At 54.1% G+C, this 21,567-nt stretch carries 9 protein-coding genes; 6 read left to right on the forward strand and 3 right to left on the reverse strand.

Going from position 1 to position 21,567, the window contains the following annotated elements:
• The first annotated feature begins 306 nt into the window (after positions 1-306).
• Both LOZ86_RS06130 and LOZ86_RS06135 read left to right on the forward strand, forming a co-directional pair.
• Positions 307-9,918 carry an Ig-like domain-containing protein gene (locus tag LOZ86_RS06130; RefSeq protein WP_230243152.1) on the forward strand — a complete coding sequence of 3,204 codons (9,612 nt, stop codon included), beginning with the start codon at positions 307-309 and terminating at the stop codon, positions 9,916-9,918.
• 59 nt (positions 9,919-9,977) lie between these two features.
• Positions 9,978-10,322: a hypothetical protein gene (locus tag LOZ86_RS06135; RefSeq protein ID WP_014916239.1), complete on the forward strand. Its 345-nt coding sequence runs from the start codon at positions 9,978-9,980 to the stop codon at positions 10,320-10,322.
• Positions 10,323-10,507: 185 nt separating this feature from the next.
• Here LOZ86_RS06135 and lapD read toward each other — a convergent pair whose 3' ends face one another.
• The gene (gene lapD / locus LOZ86_RS06140; protein WP_039487579.1) at positions 10,508-12,460 is read right to left on the reverse strand and encodes a cyclic di-GMP receptor LapD; all 1,953 of its coding nucleotides are present in this window, start codon (positions 12,458-12,460) and stop codon (positions 10,508-10,510) included.
• Positions 12,461-12,469: 9 nt separating this feature from the next.
• Positions 12,470-13,159: a cysteine protease LapG gene (lapG, locus tag LOZ86_RS06145; RefSeq protein WP_039487577.1), complete on the reverse strand. Its 690-nt coding sequence runs from the start codon at positions 13,157-13,159 to the stop codon at positions 12,470-12,472.
• A gap of 154 nt (positions 13,160-13,313) precedes the next feature.
• Here lapG and murQ point away from each other — a divergent pair, with 154 nt between their 5' ends.
• From murQ to tadA, 3 genes are all read left to right on the forward strand, one after another.
• A complete protein-coding gene (gene murQ, locus LOZ86_RS06150) occupies positions 13,314-14,240 on the forward strand; it encodes an N-acetylmuramic acid 6-phosphate etherase (protein WP_230242967.1) in 927 nt (308 codons plus the stop codon).
• A gap of 31 nt (positions 14,241-14,271) precedes the next feature.
• A complete protein-coding gene (yfhb, locus tag LOZ86_RS06155) occupies positions 14,272-14,910 on the forward strand; it encodes a phosphatidylglycerophosphatase C (RefSeq protein WP_039280576.1) in 639 nt (212 codons plus the stop codon).
• Between the two features lie 114 nt (positions 14,911-15,024).
• Positions 15,025-15,510, forward strand: a complete 486-nt coding sequence (gene tadA, locus LOZ86_RS06160; RefSeq protein ID WP_039487582.1) for a tRNA adenosine(34) deaminase TadA — start codon at positions 15,025-15,027, stop codon at positions 15,508-15,510.
• A gap of 40 nt (positions 15,511-15,550) precedes the next feature.
• On the opposite strand, the gene mltF is transcribed toward tadA, so the two are convergent.
• A complete protein-coding gene (gene mltF / locus LOZ86_RS06165) occupies positions 15,551-17,059 on the reverse strand; it encodes a membrane-bound lytic murein transglycosylase MltF (RefSeq protein WP_039514180.1) in 1,509 nt (502 codons plus the stop codon).
• Between the two features lie 216 nt (positions 17,060-17,275).
• Between mltF and purL the strand changes: the two genes are divergently transcribed.
• A complete protein-coding gene (gene purL / locus LOZ86_RS06170) occupies positions 17,276-21,163 on the forward strand; it encodes a phosphoribosylformylglycinamidine synthase (RefSeq protein ID WP_039487571.1) in 3,888 nt (1,295 codons plus the stop codon).
• The last annotated feature ends 404 nt before the right edge of the window (positions 21,164-21,567 follow it).

A 21,567-nucleotide genomic window follows, 5' to 3' on the forward strand; every position in this document is an offset into this window, starting at 1 on the left:
TTGGTTTTATTTCTTTTATATCAATATGTTAATTTCATTCCTGAAGTGCCTTAATGCGGTAAAAATAAGGCTTACTCTAAATGAGTAAAGTTCTGGAAAGAATATTCCGAATTTTTTATTATATCGGTCATTGAGTCAAGCGTTTGACGCATAACGACAGCACTATCGTAACGCTTTTTTTCATAAAATGTCAGGAAGACACACAGCAAATCAACCTTATCAGGATGATAGCAAAAATCTATAGCCGCAATATCGCCGCATTATAAAAATAATTATAGATATCAAGGAGAAAGTATTTTGAATGGTGTGATTGGTGTCATTAAGTTCGTTATTGGACAAGCATTTATCGTCGCGCTTGATGGAAGCCAGAGACTGCTAGTTGCTGGCGATCGGGTTTACAGCGGTGAAGAAGTGGTAACCGGCGCTAATGGCGCGGTTTCAATCACATTACCGGATGGCAAAACATTGGATTTGGGGCGTGATAGCCGCTGGAGCGATGTTAGCAACGCGTCCTCTCAGGCCAGTGCGGATGTCGCCGATGATGTCGCTGCTATACAAGATGCCATCGCTCAGGGCACCGACCCAACACAAGTATTAGAAGCGACTGCCGCAGGTAATGACGACACCGGAGAAGCGGGTGACGGCGGCGGTGGGCATTTCAATCCAACGGTAGTTCTGAATTTGACAGCCGAGGTCGTTACGACCCCGATTGGTTATGATACCGCGGGCCTATCGTTTACTGACCGGGCCTCGTCCGTTCTGGATGGCGTAGATTCATCCACGTTGCTGGCTGCGGCAACGGATACCACCGATACCACTCCGCCTTCTGTCACCATTGTCATAAACAGTGATGGCACAGTAAGTTTCGTCTTCACAAAACCGATTATTGGTTTTGACCTCAGTGATATCACCGTAACAAATGGCTCAATAACGAATCTGGTACAGGATCCTAACGATCCGACTCGCTGGACGGCGACATTGACGCCAGCCGCCAATTTTGAGGGAGAAGTCCGTCTCAGCATTCCTGACGGCAGCTACACCAATGCTGCGGGCATTCCTGGCACGGGTGGAAGTGAAGCGGTAACGGTCGATACTTTGCCCCCTGTTGCCTCAATTTCTATTGATAATGTCACCAACGATAACGTGATTAACGCCAGCGAATCGGGTCAGACGATTGCCGTGACCGGTCAGGTTGGTAATGAAGTGAAAGCGGGTGATGCGGTTACCGTTACCGTCGGTACCGAGACCTACCAGACCACGGTCAATACCGATGGCAAAACCTGGAGCGTCAACGTTCCGGGATCCGTGCTGGCAGCGAATGGTGATGTGAGTGCGGCAGTCACCACACGTGATACTGCGGGTAACGCCACCACCGCGAATACTAATCACACATACGGCGTGGATACGGTTGCGCCGGTCGCGTCGATTTCTATCGATAACGTCACGTCCGATAACGTGATCAATGCGACCGAATCCGGTCAGACGATTGCCGTCACCGGTCAGGTTGGCAATGAAGTCAAAGCGGGCGATGCAGTTACCGTCAAAGTCGGTACTGAAACCTACCAGACGACGGTGAATACCGATGGCAAGACCTGGAGCGTGAATGTTCCGGGATCTGTGCTGGCAGCCAATGGTGATGTGAGTGCGACGGTGACGACGCGCGATACGGCAGGTAACGTCACCACCGCCAATACCTCGCACACTTACGGCGTGGATACCGTTGCACCTGTGGCGTCGATCTCTATTGATAATGTCACCAACGATAACGTGATTAACGCCAGCGAATCGGGTCAGACCATTGCCGTGACCGGTCAGGTCGGTAATGAAGTCAAAGCGGGCGATGCCATCACCGTTACTGTTGGCACCGAGACCTATCAGACCACGGTAAACACCGACGGCAAGACCTGGAACGTGAACGTTCCGGGGGCGGTGCTGGCCGCGAATGGCGATGTGAGTGCCACGGTCACGACACGTGATACGGCAGGTAACGTCACTACTGCGAACACCAGCCACACTTACGGTGTGGACACCGTTGCGCCAACCGCATCGATTACTATCGATAACGTCACCGCTGACAATGTCATCAATGCGACCGAATCCGGTCAGACGATAGCGGTGACGGGGAAAGTTGGTAATGAAGTGAAAGCGGGTGATGCGGTTACGGTTACCGTCGGCACGGACACGTACCAGACCACCGTGAATACCGATGGCAAAACCTGGAGCGTCAATGTTCCCGGTTCGATTCTGGCAGCCAATAGCGATGTGAGTGCCACTGTCACCACCCGCGATACGGCAGGCAATGTCACTACTGCGAACACCAGTCACACTTACGGTGTCGATACGGTTGCGCCTGTGGCGTCGATCTCTATCGACAATGTCACCAGCGATAATGTGATTAATGCGACCGAGTCCGGTCAGACGATTGCGGTGACCGGTCAGGTCGGTAATGAAGTCAACGCGGGCGATGCGGTTACCGTTACCGTCGGCACAGAGACCTATCAGACGACGGTCAATGCGGATGGCAAAACCTGGAGCGTGAACGTTCCGGGATCTGTACTTGCTGTTAACGGTGATGTCTCTGCTTCAGTCACCACACGTGATACGGCAGGCAATGTCACCATCGCCAATACCAGCCACGCTTACGGTGTGGACACCGTTGCGCCAGTAGCGTCGATCTCTATTGATGATGTCACCAACGATAACGTGATTAACGCCAGCGAATCGGGTCAGACGATTGCCGTGACCGGTCAGGTTGGTAATGAAGTGAAAGCGGGTGATGCGGTTACCGTTACCGTCGGTACCGAGACCTACCAGACCACCGTCAATACCGATGGCAAGACCTGGAGTGTCAATGTTCCTGGATCCGTGCTGGCTACCAATGGTGATGTGAGTGCCACGGTCACGACACGCGATACCGCAGGCAATGTCACCACCGCCAATACCAGCCACGCTTACGGCGTCGATACGGTTGCGCCTGTGGCGTCGATCTCTATCGACAATGTCACCAGCGATAATGTGATTAATGCGACCGAGTCCGGCCAGACGATAGCCGTGACGGGTAAAGTCGATAACGACGTTAAAGCTGGCGATGCGGTTACGGTTACCGTCGGCACCGAGACGTACCAGACCACGGTGAATACCGATGGCAAGACCTGGAACGTCAACGTACCGGGGTCGGTGCTGGCAGCAAACGGTGATGTGAGTGCCACGGTCACGACACGTGATACGGCAGGCAATGTCACCACCGCGAATACCAGCCACACTTACGGCGTCGATACCGTCGCGCCGGTGGCGTCGATTGCTATTGATAATGTCACCAACGATAACGTGATTAACGCCAGCGAATCGGGTCAGACGATTGCCGTGACGGGTAAAGTCGATAACGACGTGAAAGCGGGCGATGCGGTTACCGTTACCGTCGGTACCGAGACCTACCAGACCACCGTCAATACCGATGGCAAGACCTGGAGTGTCAATGTTCCTGGATCCGTGCTGGCTACCAATGGTGATGTGAGTGCCACGGTCACGACACGCGATACCGCAGGCAATGTCACCACCGCCAATACCAGCCACGCTTACGGCGTCGATACGGTTGCGCCTGTGGCGTCGATTTCTATCGACAATGTCACCAGCGATAATGTGATTAATGCGACCGAGTCCGGCCAGACGATAGCCGTGACGGGTAAAGTCGATAACGACGTTAAAGCTGGCGATGCGGTTACGGTTACCGTCGGCACCGAGACGTACCAGACCACGGTGAATACCGATGGCAAGACCTGGAACGTCAACGTACCGGGGGCGGTGCTGGCAGCGAATGGCGATGTGAGTGCCACGGTCACGACACGTGATACGGCAGGTAACGTCACTACTGCGAACACCAGCCACACTTACGGTGTGGACACCGTTGCGCCAACCGCATCGATTACTATCGATAACGTCACCGCTGACAATGTCATCAATGCTACCGAATCCGGTCAGACGATAGCGGTGACGGGGAAAGTTGGTAATGAAGTGAAAGCGGGTGATGCGGTTACGGTTACCGTCGGCACGGACACGTACCAGACCACCGTGAATACCGATGGCAAAACCTGGAGCGTCAATGTTCCCGGTTCGATTCTGGCAGCCAATAGCGATGTGAGTGCCACTGTCACCACCCGCGATACGGCAGGCAATGTCACTACTGCGAACACCAGTCACACTTACGGTGTCGATACGGTTGCGCCTGTGGCGTCGATCTCTATCGACAATGTCACCAGCGATAATGTGATTAATGCGACCGAGTCCGGTCAGACGATTGCGGTGACCGGTCAGGTCGGTAATGAAGTCAACGCGGGCGATGCGGTTACCGTTACCGTCGGCACAGAGACCTATCAGACGACGGTCAATGCGGATGGCAAAACCTGGAGCGTGAACGTTCCGGGATCTGTACTTGCTGTTAACGGTGATGTCTCTGCTTCAGTCACCACACGTGATACGGCAGGCAATGTCACCATCGCCAATACCAGCCACGCTTACGGTGTGGACACCGTTGCGCCAGTAGCGTCGATCTCTATTGATGATGTCACCAACGATAACGTGATTAACGCCAGCGAATCGGGTCAGACGATTGCCGTGACCGGTCAGGTTGGTAATGAAGTGAAAGCGGGTGATGTGGTTACCGTTACCGTCGGTACCGAGACCTACCAGACCACCGTCAATACCGATGGCAAGACCTGGAGTGTCAATGTTCCTGGATCCGTGCTGGCTACCAATGGTGATGTGAGTGCCACTGTCACGACACGCGATACTGCGGGTAACGCCACCACCGCGAATACTAATCACACATACGGCGTGGATACGGTTGCGCCGGTCGCGTCGATCTCTATTGATAATGTCACCAACGATAACGTGATTAACGCCAGCGAATCGGGTCAGACGATTGCCGTGACCGGTCAGGTTGGTAATGAAGTGAAAGCGGGTGATGCGGTTACCGTTACCGTCGGTACCGAGACCTATCAGACGACGGTGAATACCGACGGTAAAACCTGGAGCGTGAATGTTCCGGGATCGGTGCTGGCAGCAAACGGTGATGTGAGCGCCACGGTCACCACGCGCGATACCGCAGGCAATGTCACGACTGCGAACACTAGTCACACTTACGGTGTCGATACCGTTGCACGTGTGGCGTCGATCTCTATTGATAATGTCACCAACGATAACGTGATTAACGCCAGCGAATCCGGTCAGACCATTGCGGTGACCGGTCAGGTCGGTAATGAAGTCAACGCGGGCGACGCCATTACCGTCAAAGTCGGTACCGAGACCTACCAGACCACCGTGAATACCGATGGCAAAACCTGGAGCGTCAATGTTCCGGGATCGGTGCTGGCCGCCAATGGCGATGTGAGCGCCACTGTCACGACACGCGATACTGCGGGTAACGCCACCACCGCGAATACTAATCACACATACGGCGTGGATACGGTTGCGCCGGTCGCGTCGATTTCTATCGATAACGTCACGTCCGATAACGTGATCAATGCGACCGAATCCGGACAGACGATTGCGGTCACCGGTCAGGTTGGCAACGAAGTGAAAGCGGGTGATGCCATCACCGTTACTGTTGGCACCGAGACCTATCAGACCACGGTAAACACCGATGGCAAAACCTGGAGCGTCAATGTTCCCGGTTCGATTCTGGCAGCCAATAGCGATGTGAGTGCCACTGTCACGACACGCGATCCAGCGGGCAATGTCACCACGGCCAATACCTCGCACACTTACGGCGTGGATACCGTTGCACCTGTGGCGTCGATCTCTATTGATAATGTCACCAACGATAACGTGATTAACGCCAGCGAATCGGGTCAGACGATTGCCGTGACCGGTCAGGTTGGTAATGAAGTGAAAGCGGGTGATGCGGTTACGGTTAAAGTCGGTACCGAAACGTACCAGACCACGGTGAATACCGACGGTAAAACTTGGAGCGTGAATGTTCCGGGAGCCGTGCTGGCAGCGAATGGTGATGTGAGTGCCACGGTGACCACACGCGATACCGCAGGGAACGTCACCACTGCCAATACCAATCACACTTATGGTGTGGATACCGTTGCGCCAGTGGCGTCGATCTCTATCGACAATGTCACCAGCGATAATGTGATTAATGCGGCCGAATCGGGTCAGACCATTGCGGTCACCGGTAAGGTGGGCAATGAAGTCAAAGCGGGCGATGCGGTTACCGTGAAAGTCGGCACGGAAACGTACCAGACGACGGTGAATACCGATGGCAAAACCTGGAGTGTCAATGTTCCCGGTTCGGTGCTGGCCGCGAATGGCGATGTGAGTGCGACGGTGACCACGCGCGATACCGCCGGCAATGTCACCACCGCTAATACCAGTCACACTTACGGTGTGGACACCGTCGCGCCGGTGGCGTCCATCTCTATTGATAATGTCACCAGCGATAACGTGATTAACGCCAGCGAATCCGGTCAGACGATTGCGGTCACTGGCAAGGTGGGCAATGAAGTCAAAGCGGGCGATAGCGTTACCGTCAAAGTCGGCACCGAAACCTACCAGACCACGGTGAATACCGATGGCAAAACCTGGAGCGTGAATGTTCCGGGTGCGGTGCTGGCAGCAAACGGTAATGTGAGTGCGACGGTCACTACTCGCGATCCAGCGGGCAATGTCACCACGGCCAATACCTCGCACACTTACGGCGTGGATACCGTTGCACCTGTGGCGTCGATTGCTATTGATAATGTCACCAACGATAACGTGATTAACGCGACCGAGTCCGGTCAGACCATTGCTGTCACTGGCAAGGTGGGCAATGAAGTCAAAGCGGGCGACGCGATCACTGTCAAAGTCGGTACGGAAACCTATCAGACGACGGTGAATACCGACGGTAAAACCTGGAGCGTGAATATTCCGGGATCCGTGCTGGCCGCGAATAGTGATGTGAGTGCGACAGTCACCACACGCGATCCAGCAGGCAATGTCACCACCGCGAATACCAGCCACACTTACGGTGTGGACACCGTTGCACCAGTAGCCTCGATTGCTATCGACAATGTCACGTCAGATAACGTGATTAACGCCAGCGAATCCGGCCAGACGATTGCGGTCACTGGCAAGGTGGGCAATGAAGTCAAAGCCGGTGATGCGGTTACCGTGAAAGTCGGTACCGAGACCTACCAGACGACGATCAATACTGACGGCAAGACCTGGAGCGTCAACGTTCCGGGGTCGGTGCTGGCGGCGAATGGCGATGTGAGTGCGACGGTCACGACGCGCGATACGGCAGGTAACGCCACCACCGCGAACACCAGCCACACTTACGGCGTGGATACAGTTGCACCGGTTGCGTCGATCTCTATCGACAATGTCACGTCCGATAACGTCATTAACGCTAATGAATCCAGACAAACGATCCCTGTTACCGGAAAAGTCGGTAATGAGGTTAGGGCGGGCGATAGCGTTACGGTAAAAATTGGCACCGAGACCTACCAGACCACCGTCAATACGGATGGTAAAACCTGGAGTGTGAATGTTCCCGGTGCGGTACTGGCGGCTAACAGTGACATTAGCGCCAGCGTGACCACGCGTGATACCGCCGGGAATGCCACTACGGCGAATACCCATCATGCATACAGCGTGGATACGACCGCACCAGAAATTGATATTACGAATTTCGCGGGTAACGATGGCTATGTCAGCCAGAGTGAGTCGAAAAACACTCAGGTCAGCGGCACCAGCAACGAGAAGAAGGTCGATCTGGTCTTTACCGATGTGAATGGTAAGTCGGTTACGCTGCATGACGTGCCCGTGACGAACGGAAAATGGCAGACGAATGTCGATCTGAGTACGTTAGCGGAAGGCAAGATTACTGCTGGGGCGACGGCAACCGATGCGGCAGGTAATCAAGCGCATGATAACAGTCAGGCTATCATGGATGTTACGCCGCCAGCCGCACACAACAACACGGTGTCTGGTACGGAAGACACGCCGTTGCACATTGGCTGGAGCGATCTGGGTGTATCGAGCGATACCACCAGCATCGTGATTTCGTCTCTGCCGCCTGCTGCCGCTGGCACGCTCTATTTTAATGATAACGGGAGTTGGAAAGCGGTCACCGCTGGACAATCCTTTACGGCTGGCACCACCGATCTACGCTTTACGCCAGCGAGTAATGTCTCTGGCGCCGCGCTGGGGGACATTGCTTACCGACCTGTCGATAGCGCAGGGAACACGGGCGATAAAGCCGCGCTGCACATTGGTATTACGCCAGTCGCCGATGCGCCAGTTGTGAGCCTGAGCACCTCCAGCGTGACCACGACGCAAGCTTCTGCGGAAGTCATTAAGGTGAATGGGGGAAGCGCGAACGGTGGCTTTGACGTGCAGAACGGAAAAATTGTCGCGGTGGGTAACGGCGTTCGCGTCTGGCTGACCGAGGGGGATTCGGTCCCTACCGTAGTCGGCAACGGGAAGGTGGCGTACTACAGTCAGGGCAATACCAGCGGGGATGGCAATTACAGCGATATCTTCGTTGTGCACTCCAACAGCGGCTATTTTTATCGTCAGAGCGACTGGGCGGCCGATCGTAAGGATCACCGCGATCTGGATTCATTCAACGGTAACCGCACCAATAACGGCAGCAACGCGCATTCTGACTACGTTTTCGTTATCAAGGAAACGGGCTATACCTATAACGCGACCTATAGCACCAACAACAATGCGAATACGTCGGTCAACACGCTGGATGGGCTGAAGGTTAATTATACCGATAGCAGTGGCAAGTCAGGCTCGTTTACGAGGCAGGTTAGCAACAATATTGAAGGCGTGATCTACAGCGATGGATCGACGTATACCCCCGGAACCAATAGCGCGACGGTGGAAAAAGTCCCCGGTCAGGCGGGAAAACAGACTTATACGCTCGATGTTTCCGCGGCATTGACCGACCGCGACGGTAGCGAAACGCTGTCAGGGATTAGGTTGACGGGGATCCCAACGGGAACGGTGCTGACCGACCAGATTAATAACGTGAAATATACCGTCGGTGCTGATGGTTCGTACCTGATTCAAAATGCGCACAACGCCCTGACGTTAGCCGGGAAAATCACGCTTGAGGTGCCGGCTGATGCGGGTAAATTGAATGTCGTGGCGCAGGCGACATCGACAGAAATGGGCAACCACGATACGGCGACCGGCTATTCGGCGGAAGGTGCTGAACAGTATGGGCTGAGTGTCGGTGCGGCGGGCAATGACACGATGTCCGGCACGTATAATGATGATGTGCTGTTTGGCGATGTCGTGTCGTTCCCTAATATCGACGGTAACGGCATTGCGGCTTTACAGAACTACATCGGCAAACAATTAGGCATGCAAACGGGCGTCCCGACGACGAAAGACATGCATAACTATATTGCTGCGCACAGTTCAGAGTTTGATCTGTCGTCGTCGAAAGGGGGGAATGACATACTCAATGGCGGCGCAGGGGATGATATCCTCTTCGGTCAGGGAGGAAATGACACCCTCTACGGTGGGGCGGGAAATGACCTGCTCTACGGCGGCAGCGGAGACGACATCCTGATTGGCGGCGCGGGGGGCGATACGCTCATCGGCGGGGCGGGTGCGGATACCTTTAAGTGGCAGGCTGGTGACATCGGCAACGATGTGATCAAAGACTTCAATGCCAAAGAAGGTGACCGGATTGATTTAAGCGATCTGGTTGGCGAACTGGAGGAAGGCACCGATATCAGCCGTTATATTCGCATCACCGATAATCATGGTTCACCGACGATTGAAGTGAGCACCGCGGGGAACTTTACGGCGGATAAAGGCGGAACGGTTGCAGTGTCGATTACGTTGGAACACTATAACGGTGCATTGCCGTCGCTTGAAAGTCTGGTCAGCAAGCCAGAACCGTCTAGCTGACGAAAAGGGGGAGCTTGCCCGGCTCCCTTTTTTATCAAAAACTTAAAAGGTCTCCGAACATGTTTTATATCCAGCGCGACAGTGATGGCCACCTGATGAAGGTAGAAAAGAGTCCTTTTCCTGAAATGAACGGCGAACTGTCCGATGATTCGCGTGAGGCGCAGGCCTGGTTCCGCAGTCATCAGGCAGCGATGTCCAGTCTCCAACAGCTGCGGCAAAGCGATCTGGAAATGGTGCGCGTGCTGGAGGATTTAATTCAGGTTTTGATTCAGAAAGGCGTGGTCAGCATTACCGATTTCCCTCAGGCGGCACAGCTGAAGTTGATCAACCGTGCGCAGGCGCGTGAAGCCCTGAATGGCGGATTGAACAAGCTGATTGGCGACGACGAAGAGACTATGTTTTGAAGAATAGTCAATGTGTTAAAGACTTACTGTTTTAACGGCTTGTGTTTTAAAGGCTAACTGTTTTAAAGACATAGCGCTTTGAAGAAGAAATCATCCCTTAACGTCCCGTTCAGCCGTTTCCGGCTTCTCAATACCGTAGTGAGAAGCCGGGGTCGTTAAACGCTGTTAGCCAAAATGATGTGGCATCAGATTCTGATCGCCGGCGCTGGTTCACCCAGCAACCGTCCCATCGCGCCCTGTAATCCCATCTCCTGAAGTACTTTCAGCTCACCTGCGGTTTCAACACGTTCGGCAATAAGCGGCAGGGCAATACTGTTGGTCGCGCGATACAGTGCTTCGATAAACATTTGCTTATCGTCTTCCTGATCGATATTGCGGATGTAGCTGCCGTCGACTTTCAGGTAAGCCAGCCCCCATTGCGACAGGTTGCCGATCATATTAAAGCGCCCGCCAAAGTGCTGTAGCCCCAGAGCACAGCCATGCTCATTCAGCAGCTTGATTAAGGCTTCCAGTTGGGCGCTGTCTGGCAATTGGTTCTCATCCAGCTCCAGAATCAGTCGTCTGGCGACATCAGGCTGATGCTTCAACGGGGCAAGCAGATCGGCAAGTAGATGAAGATTCAGAACCGTGGTGCCGGACAGGCTCAGTGCCAGATTACCGTCGTGCTGGCGGAGATAGTCCAGCACTTCACGCAGCATGGTTTGATCCAGACGGGTATCCCAGCCAAAGCGTTGGATCCACGGCAGGAAGCGGCCTGCCGCGATGCTGTTTCCTTGCTCATCCTGAATACGGGCTAACACCTTGTGATGCAGTACCTGACTGGGATCGTCACACGCGACGACCGGTTGCAGGAAAAGCTGCAAGCGTTCCTGTTCCAAAATGGGATCGAGCAGGTTAAACCACATATGGCGATCGGTTTCGACCTGTTCGGTACTGACGGACGGAATCTCATGAGGCGCGGTGGTATCGGTATTGCTTTCGGCCCGCGTGAGCGCCTGATCGCCTTGAATAAACAGGGACTGCGCGGTGTCGCCGGGGCGGAAAGGCACCATGCCGAATTGGGCGACAGGGGAGACGTCGGTTTCGCCTGTTAGATGCAAGGTTTCGATGTTGCGCGTCAGTTCGCCAATCAGCGCATAGGCTTCTTTATCGACCAACCCTGGGCAGAACAGCGCAAACTCCCCTCCGCGGATACGTGCCAGAAGGCTCTCCGCATTGGTATGCTGTTTTTGCATTTTGCGCAGTATATGCCCGACGGAAGCTAATAGTGCATCGGTGCGCTGGCCGCCCAGCCGTTGGTTCATCCCCGCCAGATCCTGAACGCGAATCATAATAAGGAAGCCTGGGGCGGTTTCTTCGTCGGCCAGTTTGTCGTTGAACTGCATGTCAAACGCGCGACGGTTATTCAATCCGGTTTGAGGATCCTGATAGGCGTCCTGACGTAAGCGCTCGCTCCGCTCTGCTTCCTCTTCAAACAGCGTTTTGAGCTTGCTAACCATCAGGTTCATCGCCTGCGCGACGCGGCGGAATTCTGGCGTATTGGGTAAATCTGGCTGGCTAAGGAACTCACGACGGGTAATTGCCAGCGACTGATCGACAATATAATCAAGCGGACGTAGCTGACGGCGCAGGAACAGCGCGCCGAGGAGCACGCCCAGAGTGCCGCAGCCGAGTAGCCACAGGAAAGAGGCCGTACTGCTGCGCCACAGTCGCGTCACCGCGAACATTGGATGGCTGACGACTTCAACTTTTGCCGCCTGTTCCCAGCCGCGCATCACGATGGCTTCGCCCGCGCCGGGTTGCAGGTCCACTAACTGAACAAACCAGCGTGGTACATCAGGGATATCTGGTGACGCGGTGCGTTCCAGCGTGACATTGCTGGTTTTTAAATCCCGCACGCGAATACTGGAAAAATAGCCGCTGTCGAAAATCGAGCTGACCATCAGCTCTACCATTGCCGGATCATCGATATTCGGCGTCAGGGAAAGGCCCAGCGCGGTAGCGGCATCCTGCGCGTGAGAGTGAAGCTGGTTATTGTACTGTTCACGCGAATTTTCCAGGCTGACGAAAAAACTCCCGCTGAAAATAATTAGCACAAACAGGCAGATGGCTATCAGTAATTGTTTGTATAGAGACATAGCCTACCCTTACTCCTCAATTGAAAACCCTTCGGCACGCATTTTGGTTAATACATCCTGCCAGCGTGAAAGTCGTTTACTGTCACTGACGCGTTTGTTGCTGCCGCTGGCACCCGGCAGCCAGAGACCACCGCCATTAAAGGCGTACACCGGAACTAAATCATTGCGCTCTGTCGCCGGTTGGATCTTGTCGGTCAGATTGTCCAACACCAGTGGAATCGAGGTTGGCGTGGGATAATAGGTCAGCACCATGTGCGCTTTATTCAGGCGCAGGGCTTTAACGTAGGTAATGCGTAATTTGTCCGCTGAGACGCCTAAATGGCGCAGCGTAAAATACTTGGCAAGCGCATAATCTTCGCAGTCCCCCGCACCTTTACGCAGTGCTTCAATCGGCGTAGCCCAGTAATCTTCCTGATTCCAGACGACAATATCATCGCGAAACAGCATACGGTCATTGAAAAATTGGTTCACGCTGCTCAGCAGCGCCTTTTCCTCTTTATTGCGGGAATTGACCAACAGCGTCTGCCATTCATCTATTCGGCGGCGAGCATCGGGCGTTGCCGGGCCATAAAGCTGCTCGGTTCGCTGATTAATGGTAATAAAATCCCAGTCCGCACGTAGGGAACCCGCCAGCAGAAACAGCAGACAGCTAATAAAGAAAAGCGTGTAACTGGAGAGCCTGAACCCGGAGAGTCGCACTGAGGTTTCTCTGTTTACCTTGCGAGATGCATGTGGAGGGTGAATTTGATGCAGAATAGCGTACTTTCATAGGTCTCAAAAGCAGTATAGTGGTGAAAATGGTTGTTTGTCATAGGCGTGTAGAAAGCGCTGGCACAAAGCATGGGGTAGCAGAATGCGTTCAGATGTGACGGATGGAGAGAACCTTAATTTAGGGAAGCTGGTTTCCGAAACTCGGAATCCGGCGACGATGGCGTTGGATCAGTTCTCTACGCTGGAGATGATGCACGCGTTTAATCAGGAAGATCGGAAAGTGCCTGAAGCCATTGCGCAGGTTTTACCTGCGATTGCCGAGGCTGTCGATCTGGCGACGGCCTCGTTGCAGGAGGGTGGTCGGCTAATCTATCTGGGAGCAGGAACTAGCGGTCGTTTGGGCGTACTGGATGCTTCGGAGTGTCCGCCAACGTTTGGCGTGCCACACGGGCTGGTTATCGGCCTGATTGCTGGTGGGCCGGGTGCACTGCTGAAGGCGGTTGAAGGTGCAGAAGACGATCCTACACTCGGTGAGGCTGACTTAAAAGCGCTGAACTTAACCGCTGCGGATATGGTTGTCGGCCTTGCGGCATCAGGCCGGACGCCGTATGTGATTGGTGCCTTGCGCTATGCGCGTGACGTTGGCTGCCGGACGGCGGCGATCTCCTGTAATCCGCATTCACCCATCGCGCAAGAAGCGCAGGTAGCGATTTCTCCGGTGGTTGGCCCGGAAGCATTAACGGGGTCGACGCGGTTGAAGTCAGGAACGGCGCAAAAACTCGTCCTGAATATGATTTCTACCGGCGCAATGGTTAAGCTGGGAAAGGTGTACCAGAATTTGATGGTCGATGTGAAGGCAACCAACGTGAAGCTGTTGGACCGGGCTTGCCGCATTGTGGTTGAAGCTACGGATGCCGAGCGGGAAAAGGCGCGGCAGGCGCTGGTACAGGCAGATAATGAAGTTAAGCCTGCGATTCTGATGCTTCTGGCTAATATTGATGTTGCAGCGGCGCGTGAGCGCCTGAAACAGCACAACGGTTATCTGCGTGAGGCGCTGATTGGTGGATAAGATTTTCTTGGTGTAAGTCGGGGGACACGTTTTGAGTGATAAGCGAGAGCAACGCATTGTTTTTTTTGATCTGGATGGCACGTTGCATCAGCAGGACATGTTTGGCAGCTTTTTGCGTTTTTTACTTCGTCGGTTGCCGTTAAATCTCGTTCTGGTTGTCCCGCTATTACCGATTATCGGGCTGGGGCTACTGATTCGTGGTCGCGCGACCCGGTGGCCGATGAGCTGGCTGCTGTGGGCGATTACGTTTGGGCGTGATGAAGACGAGTTGGTTCAACTGGAAAAGCAGTTTGTCGGCGCGTTTCGTCATGATGTCATTCCGTTTCCGCAGGTTCAGCAGCGGCTGAAAACCTATCTTGAAGACAGCGAAGCACAGGTCTGGCTGGTGACCGGATCGCCGCAGCGGCTGGTGGAACAGGTCTATCATGATTCGCCTTTTCTACCCGGCGTTCGCCTGATGGGAAGCCAGATTACACGCCGCTACGGCGGTTGGGTATTAACGTTGCGTTGTCTCGGACATGAAAAAGTGGCGCAGATGGAGCAGCGTCTTGGCGCGCCGCTCAAGCTCTACAGCGGTTACAGCGACAGCAAACAGGACAATCCACTACTCTATTTTTGCGAACATCGCTGGCGAGTCACCCCCGAAGGTAGCCTGCAACAGCTGGAATGATTTTTTCATTCCTTCATCTGATTTTTTCATCTCTTCATATAGGTATAATGCGCCGCCAAAATATGAATGTTCGAGTGAGGAAACGTGGTTAGCCTGCGTAACGATGAATACTGGATGCGTCATGCATTAACGCTGGCTCAGCGTGCTCAGGATGAAGGCGAAGTGCCGGTTGGTGCGGTGCTGGTGCTGGATAACGAAGCCATCGGCGAAGGGTGGAATCGGCCGATTGGGCATCACGATCCTACCGCGCACGCTGAGATCATGGCGTTGCGGCAGGGAGGGCTGGTGTTGCAAAACTATCGCCTGCTGGAGACGACGCTGTATGTCACGCTGGAGCCGTGCATCATGTGTGCGGGCGCGATGATACACAGCCGTATTGGCCGTTTGGTTTACGGTGCGTCAGATGAGAAAACGGGGGCCGCGGGGTCGCTGGTGGATATTCTGCGCCATCCCGGCATGAATCATCAGATCGTGATTGAACCCGGCATTCTGGCTGATGAATGCTCTGCAACGCTCAGCACGTTCTTTCGCCTACGTCGTGAACAGCATAAAGCCCGTCGTGCCGCAGAAAAAAGCGAGAAAAACGCCGCGCAGGAGTAGCGAGGCATTTTTCCTTCCATACGGATCTATTTCGGTTCTTTTATTCCGGTACCTTGCTGAGAGGCACGGCCGGATAGCCTTGTGCGATCTGGGTTTGTTGCTGCACTTTGGCTTCTTTTTCTATCAGATAACCTTCTAGGCTCACCATATAACGCCGAATGTTTTCCACGTAGTTATAGGCTTCATGTCCGCGCGCGTAGCCGTAGGTGGTTTGAGTGTAATAGCGCTTCTGGCTCAGCATCGGCAGGCGCATCTTCACATCGACCCAGCTGTCGGGGTTACCCTTCTGTTTTTCGGTCAATTTACGCGCATCAAGCAGATGGGCGTATCCCATATTGTAAGACGCCAGCGCAAACCAGATTTTTTCATCTTCCGGGATGGTGTCCGGCATTTTCTGCATCATGTGCGACATATATTGCGCACCGCCGCGAATACTTTGCTCTGGGTCGACTCGATCGGTGACGTTCAGGCTTTCTGCCGTGTTGCGTGTGAGCATCATCAGCCCGCGCACGCCGGTAGGAGAAGTCGCCAGCGGGTTCCAGTGTGACTCCTGATAGGAGATAGCGGCCAGCAGCTTCCAGTCGATATCGGTGGCGTATTTTTCAAACAGCGGGCGCAGATCCGGCAGCGTTTCATCAATCGCGCTCAGGAACGTGGTGGTATCGACATAGTCAAATTCGCCAACGTGACCGAGATACTTCTCCTCCAGACGCGCGAGCGTACCGTCTTCGACAATCTGGCTGAAGAAATCCAGCAGCGCGGCGGACAGGCTGTCATCGTGTGAACGGCGCATATACCAGGTAACCGGCTCTTCATCGCTGAGATCGAAGGCGACGGCAAGCTGCGGATGAATTCGCTGCATCAGACCGATGGTGACCGAATCACCCAGCGTATAGTCCAGTTTGCCGTCGGCAACCTGCTTCAGTAATTCCTGCGTGCTCTGATCGGAAGCCGATTCCCAGCTTAGCTGCGGGTATTTCTCTGCTTTTAGATCGCGCAGTGTCGCGGCGTGGGCGGAACCGGATGTGACGACGAGGCGGCCTTGCAGTTTATCCAGTGTTTTTGGGCGGGGTGAACCGAGGCGGTACACCATCTGTTGTGAAATGGAATAGTAGGTTGGGCCGGCACGAAAGCGTTCCAGACGCTCGTGGTTGTAGATCAGCCCGGCAGCCAGCAGGTCGGCATCGTCACCGCCCAGATCGTCAAACAACTCGTCAAGATTCTTGCGTGACGAGACCACCAGCTTGACGCCGAGGTAATCGGCGAACCGTTTTGCCAGTTCATAGTCCAGACCTGTCGGGGATCCGTTGCTCACGGCATAAGTCAGCGGTGAGTTGACTGTGCTGATACGCAACTCACCGCGTGAGAGGATCTGCCTGAGCTGTACATCCTGGCTACTGCGCCAGGGAATGCTAGGCCATAGCGCTAACGCCAGCAGTAACGTGATAATCCCGATGAAAAAATAATTTAATTTTAACGGCTTCAAATAGTTATCTCTCGGCGGCCATGTGGCCAGGCTGTCTGTAACGGCAGTTTTTTTATACGTCATTTCCCAGAGTGGGGGCATTTTGCTTAACAAACCGCCAGTGTGCAACTTTTATTGATTTGGTCACCGATTAATCACTCGTCGGACGCGAAGTGAAATTATCGCCACGCAAACGGTTTCGTCCGAGGGAAGGATTCTCTATAATATGCGCGTTTCCCCCCTGTTGTGCCCCATGGCTGTATCGCAGCCAGTGCATCGAAGACGAGAGAACTTTAGATTATGGAAATACTGCGTGGTTCACCTGCTTTATCGGCTTTTCGTATTAATAAATTGCTGGTCCGCTGCAAAGAGCACGTTTTGCCGGTCAGTGATATCTATGCTGAATACGTACATTTCGCCGATGTCAGCGCCCCGTTGAACAACGATGAACAGGCCAAACTGACACGTTTGCTGAAGTATGGTCCTTCTCTCGCGGAGCACGAACCGCAAGGCCATCTGTTACTGGTCACGCCGCGTCCCGGCACGATTTCACCGTGGTCTTCCAAAGCAACGGATATCGCCCATAACTGTGGATTAAGCAAAGTACTGCGCCTGGAGCGTGGTCTGGCTTTCTATATTCATGCGCCTACGCTGAGCGATGAACAGTGGCAGCAACTGGGGGCACTGCTGCATGACCGGATGATGGAAAGCGTATTTAGCGACCTGAAACAGGCCGAAGCGCTGTTCTCTCATCATCAACCTGCTCCTTTCAAGCGCATCGAAATTTTGCTGCAAGGGCGTCAGGCACTGGAAGAGGCGAACGTCCGTCTGGGACTGGCATTGGCAGAAGATGAAATTGACTATCTGCTGGAAGCCTTCACCAAACTGGGCCGTAACCCAACCGATATCGAACTGTATATGTTCGCACAGGCGAACTCTGAGCACTGCCGCCACAAGATTTTTAACGCTGATTGGGTGATCGATGGCGTCACTCAGCCGAAGTCACTGTTCAAAATGATCAAAAACACCTTTGAACACACCCCCGATCACGTTCTCTCTGCCTATAAAGATAACGCCGCCGTCATGGAAGGTTCCGCCGTCGGCCGTTTCTACACCGATCCCAACGGGCAATATACTTACCATCAGGAAGATGCACACATCCTGATGAAGGTTGAAACGCATAACCACCCAACCGCCATTTCACCGTGGCCGGGCGCAGCAACGGGATCCGGTGGTGAAATCCGTGACGAAGGCGCGACAGGCCGTGGCTCCAAGCCGAAAGCGGGTCTGGTGGGCTTCTCCGTTTCGAACCTGCGCATTCCTGGCTTTGTCCAGCCGTGGGAAGAGGAAGAGTTCGGCAAGCCAGAGCGTATTGTCAGCGCGCTGGATATCATGACCGAAGGCCCACTGGGCGGCGCGGCATTCAACAACGAATTCGGTCGTCCTGCACTGACGGGTTATTTCCGTACTTATGAAGAGCGCGTTGACAGCCACAATGGTACAGAGCTGCGCGGCTACCATAAACCAATCATGCTGGCGGGCGGCATTGGTAACATCCGCGCCGATCACGTCCAAAAAGGCGAAATTATCGTCGGTGCCAAACTGATTGTACTGGGCGGACCGTCCATGAATATCGGTTTGGGCGGCGGTGCAGCCTCTTCTATGGCATCGGGTCAGTCTGATGCGGATCTGGATTTTGCTTCTGTACAGCGTGATAACCCAGAAATGGAACGCCGCTGTCAGGAAGTGATCGACCGCTGCTGGCAATTGGGTGAAGCCAACCCGATCCTGTTTATTCACGATGTCGGCGCGGGTGGTCTGTCCAACGCGATGCCGGAACTGGTGAGTGACGGCGGTCGCGGTGGTCGCTTTGAACTGCGCGATATTCTGAACGACGAGCCGGGCATGAGCCCGCTGGAAGTCTGGTGTAACGAATCGCAGGAGCGCTACGTTCTGGCCGTTGCGCCAGAGCAACTGGCACTGTTTGATGAAATCTGCCGTCGTGAACGTGCGCCTTATGCGGTGATTGGCGAGGCGACGGAAGAACTGCATCTGACGATGAACGATCGTCACTTCAACAACCAGCCTATCGATCTCCCGCTGGATGTGCTGTTGGGCAAAACGCCGAAGATGCTGCGTGACGTTGAGCGCAAACAGGTAGAAGGCACGCCGTTACAGCGTGATGAAATCTATCTGGCAGAAGCGGTCGAGCGCGTGCTGCACTTGCCTGTTGTTGCCGAAAAAACCTTCCTGATCACCATTGGCGACCGCTCTGTTACCGGAATGGTAGCCCGCGACCAGATGGTCGGTCCGTGGCAGGTGCCGGTGGCTGACTGTGCGGTGACTACCGCCAGCCTTGATAGTTATTATGGCGAGGCAATGTCTATCGGTGAACGTGCGCCAGTCGCGCTGCGTAACTTCGCCGCTTCCGCGCGTTTGGCTGTGGGTGAGGCGCTGACGAACATTGCGGCCACGCATATCGGCCCGCTGACTCGCGTGAAGCTGTCTGCGAACTGGATGGCAGCAGCCGGGCATCCGGGCGAAGATGCCGGACTGTACGATGCGGTGAAAGCCGTGGGTGAAGAGCTGTGCCCTGCGCTGGGTCTGACGATTCCGGTGGGTAAAGACTCCATGTCGATGAAAACTCGCTGGCAGGAAGAGGGCGAAGATCGCGCGGTAACCTCGCCGATGTCGCTGGTGATCTCTGCGTTTGCCCGCGTGGAAGACGTGCGTAACACGGTAACGCCACAGCTGCGTACCGGACAGGATAATGCGTTGCTGCTGATCGATTTGGGTGCAGGTAATAAAGCACTGGGCGCTACAGCGCTGGCACAAGTTTATCGTCAGTTGGGTCGTAAGACGGCAGATGTGCATAGCCCAGAGCAACTGGCAGGCTTCTTTAACGCCATGCAGCAGCTGGTCGCGGACAAAGCGCTTCTGGCCTACCACGACCGTTCAGACGGTGGCCTGCTGGTTACGCTGGCAGAGATGGCGTTTGCTGGCCATTGCGGCGTGACTGTCGATATCGCGTCTCAGGGTGAGGATACGCTGGCGACGCTGTTTAACGAAGAGCTTGGCGCCGTCATTCAGATCCCTGCGGCACGTCGTGCGGAAGTGGAAGCGGTTCTGGCACTGCATGGTCTGGCAGATTGCGTGCATTACCTTGGTCATGCTGAAGAAGGCACGCGTTTCACCATCAATCAGGGTGCAGAAGCCGTCTATCAGGAAAGTCGTTCAACGCTGCGTCGCTGGTGGGCTGAAACCAGCTGGCAGATGCAGCGCCTGCGTGATAACCCGCAGTGTGCCGATCAGGAACACATCGCCAGACAGGATGATAACGATCCTGGCCTGAACGTGTCGCTGACCTTCGATCCGAAAGAAGATATTGCTGCACCTTATATCGCTAAGAATGTCCGTCCTAAAGTGGCAGTGCTGCGTGAGCAGGGTGTGAACTCTCATGTCGAAATGGCGGCGGCGTTCCACCGTGCGGGCTTTGATGCAATTGACATCCATATGAGTGACCTGCTGGCGAATCGCCGTAACTTGCAGGATTTCCAGGCGCTGGTTGCGTGTGGCGGCTTCTCTTATGGTGACGTGCTAGGCGCGGGTGAAGGCTGGGCTAAATCCATTCTGTTCAACTCTCGCGTTCGTGATGAATTCGCTGAATTCTTCCTGCGTCCTCAGACGCTGGCGTTAGGTGTCTGTAACGGCTGCCAGATGATGTCTAACCTGCGTGAGCTGATTCCGGGTGCCGATCTCTGGCCGCGTTTTGTTCGCAATAAATCCGATCGCTTTGAAGCGCGCTTCAGTCTGGTCGAAGTGGAGAAAAGCCCGTCGCTGTTCATGAATGACATGGCCGGATCGCGCATGCCGATTGCCGTTTCACACGGTGAAGGACAAGTCGAAGTCCGCGACGATGCGCATTTGGCGGCGATTGAAGAACACGGTCTGGTGGCGCTGCGTTATATCAACCACTACGGTCAGGTAACCGAGAACTATCCGGCTAACCCGAATGGCTCGCCAAACGGTATTACGGCAGTAACCAGCACCAGTGGTCGGGCAACCGTCATGATGCCGCACCCTGAGCGTGTGTTCCGTACCGTCAGTAACTCCTGGCACCCGGAAGAGTGGGGCGAGGATGGCCCGTGGATGCGTATGTTCCGCAATGCGCGTAGACAGCTGGGCTAAGTTAAGGTCAGTGAGAGAAAGGGGCTTCGGCCCCTTTTTTACGTCTATTTTCTCAGTTTGTCGTTTTTTTGCGACGGACAGGCTTTTTACTGTCTCTAATTGGTGACATTTAACTGTTTGATTTATATGAATGGTGTGATGGCATCATAAAGCTGTCTGTTTTTAGCGACATAAAGCGTCTCTTTTGCGCGTATTTTCGTTATTGGTATTTTGGGTTATTTGTTTTTTGGTTGGGTTTAAAATAAAAACCACTAATAATCATGATCTTAATTTATTTATTTTAAGATTGGCATCATAAGTGCATGTTGAGTGTAGTTGCTCATTCAACTGGTTATGATTGCGTTGCTAACTGGCAAACATTTTCGCTCATAACATCTGGAATGATGCCAAAAGAAAGGGTGCCT

It is taken from the genome of Pectobacterium parvum, from assembly GCF_020971565.1.
Classification (GTDB): Bacteria; Pseudomonadota; Gammaproteobacteria; order Enterobacterales; family Enterobacteriaceae; genus Pectobacterium; species Pectobacterium polare.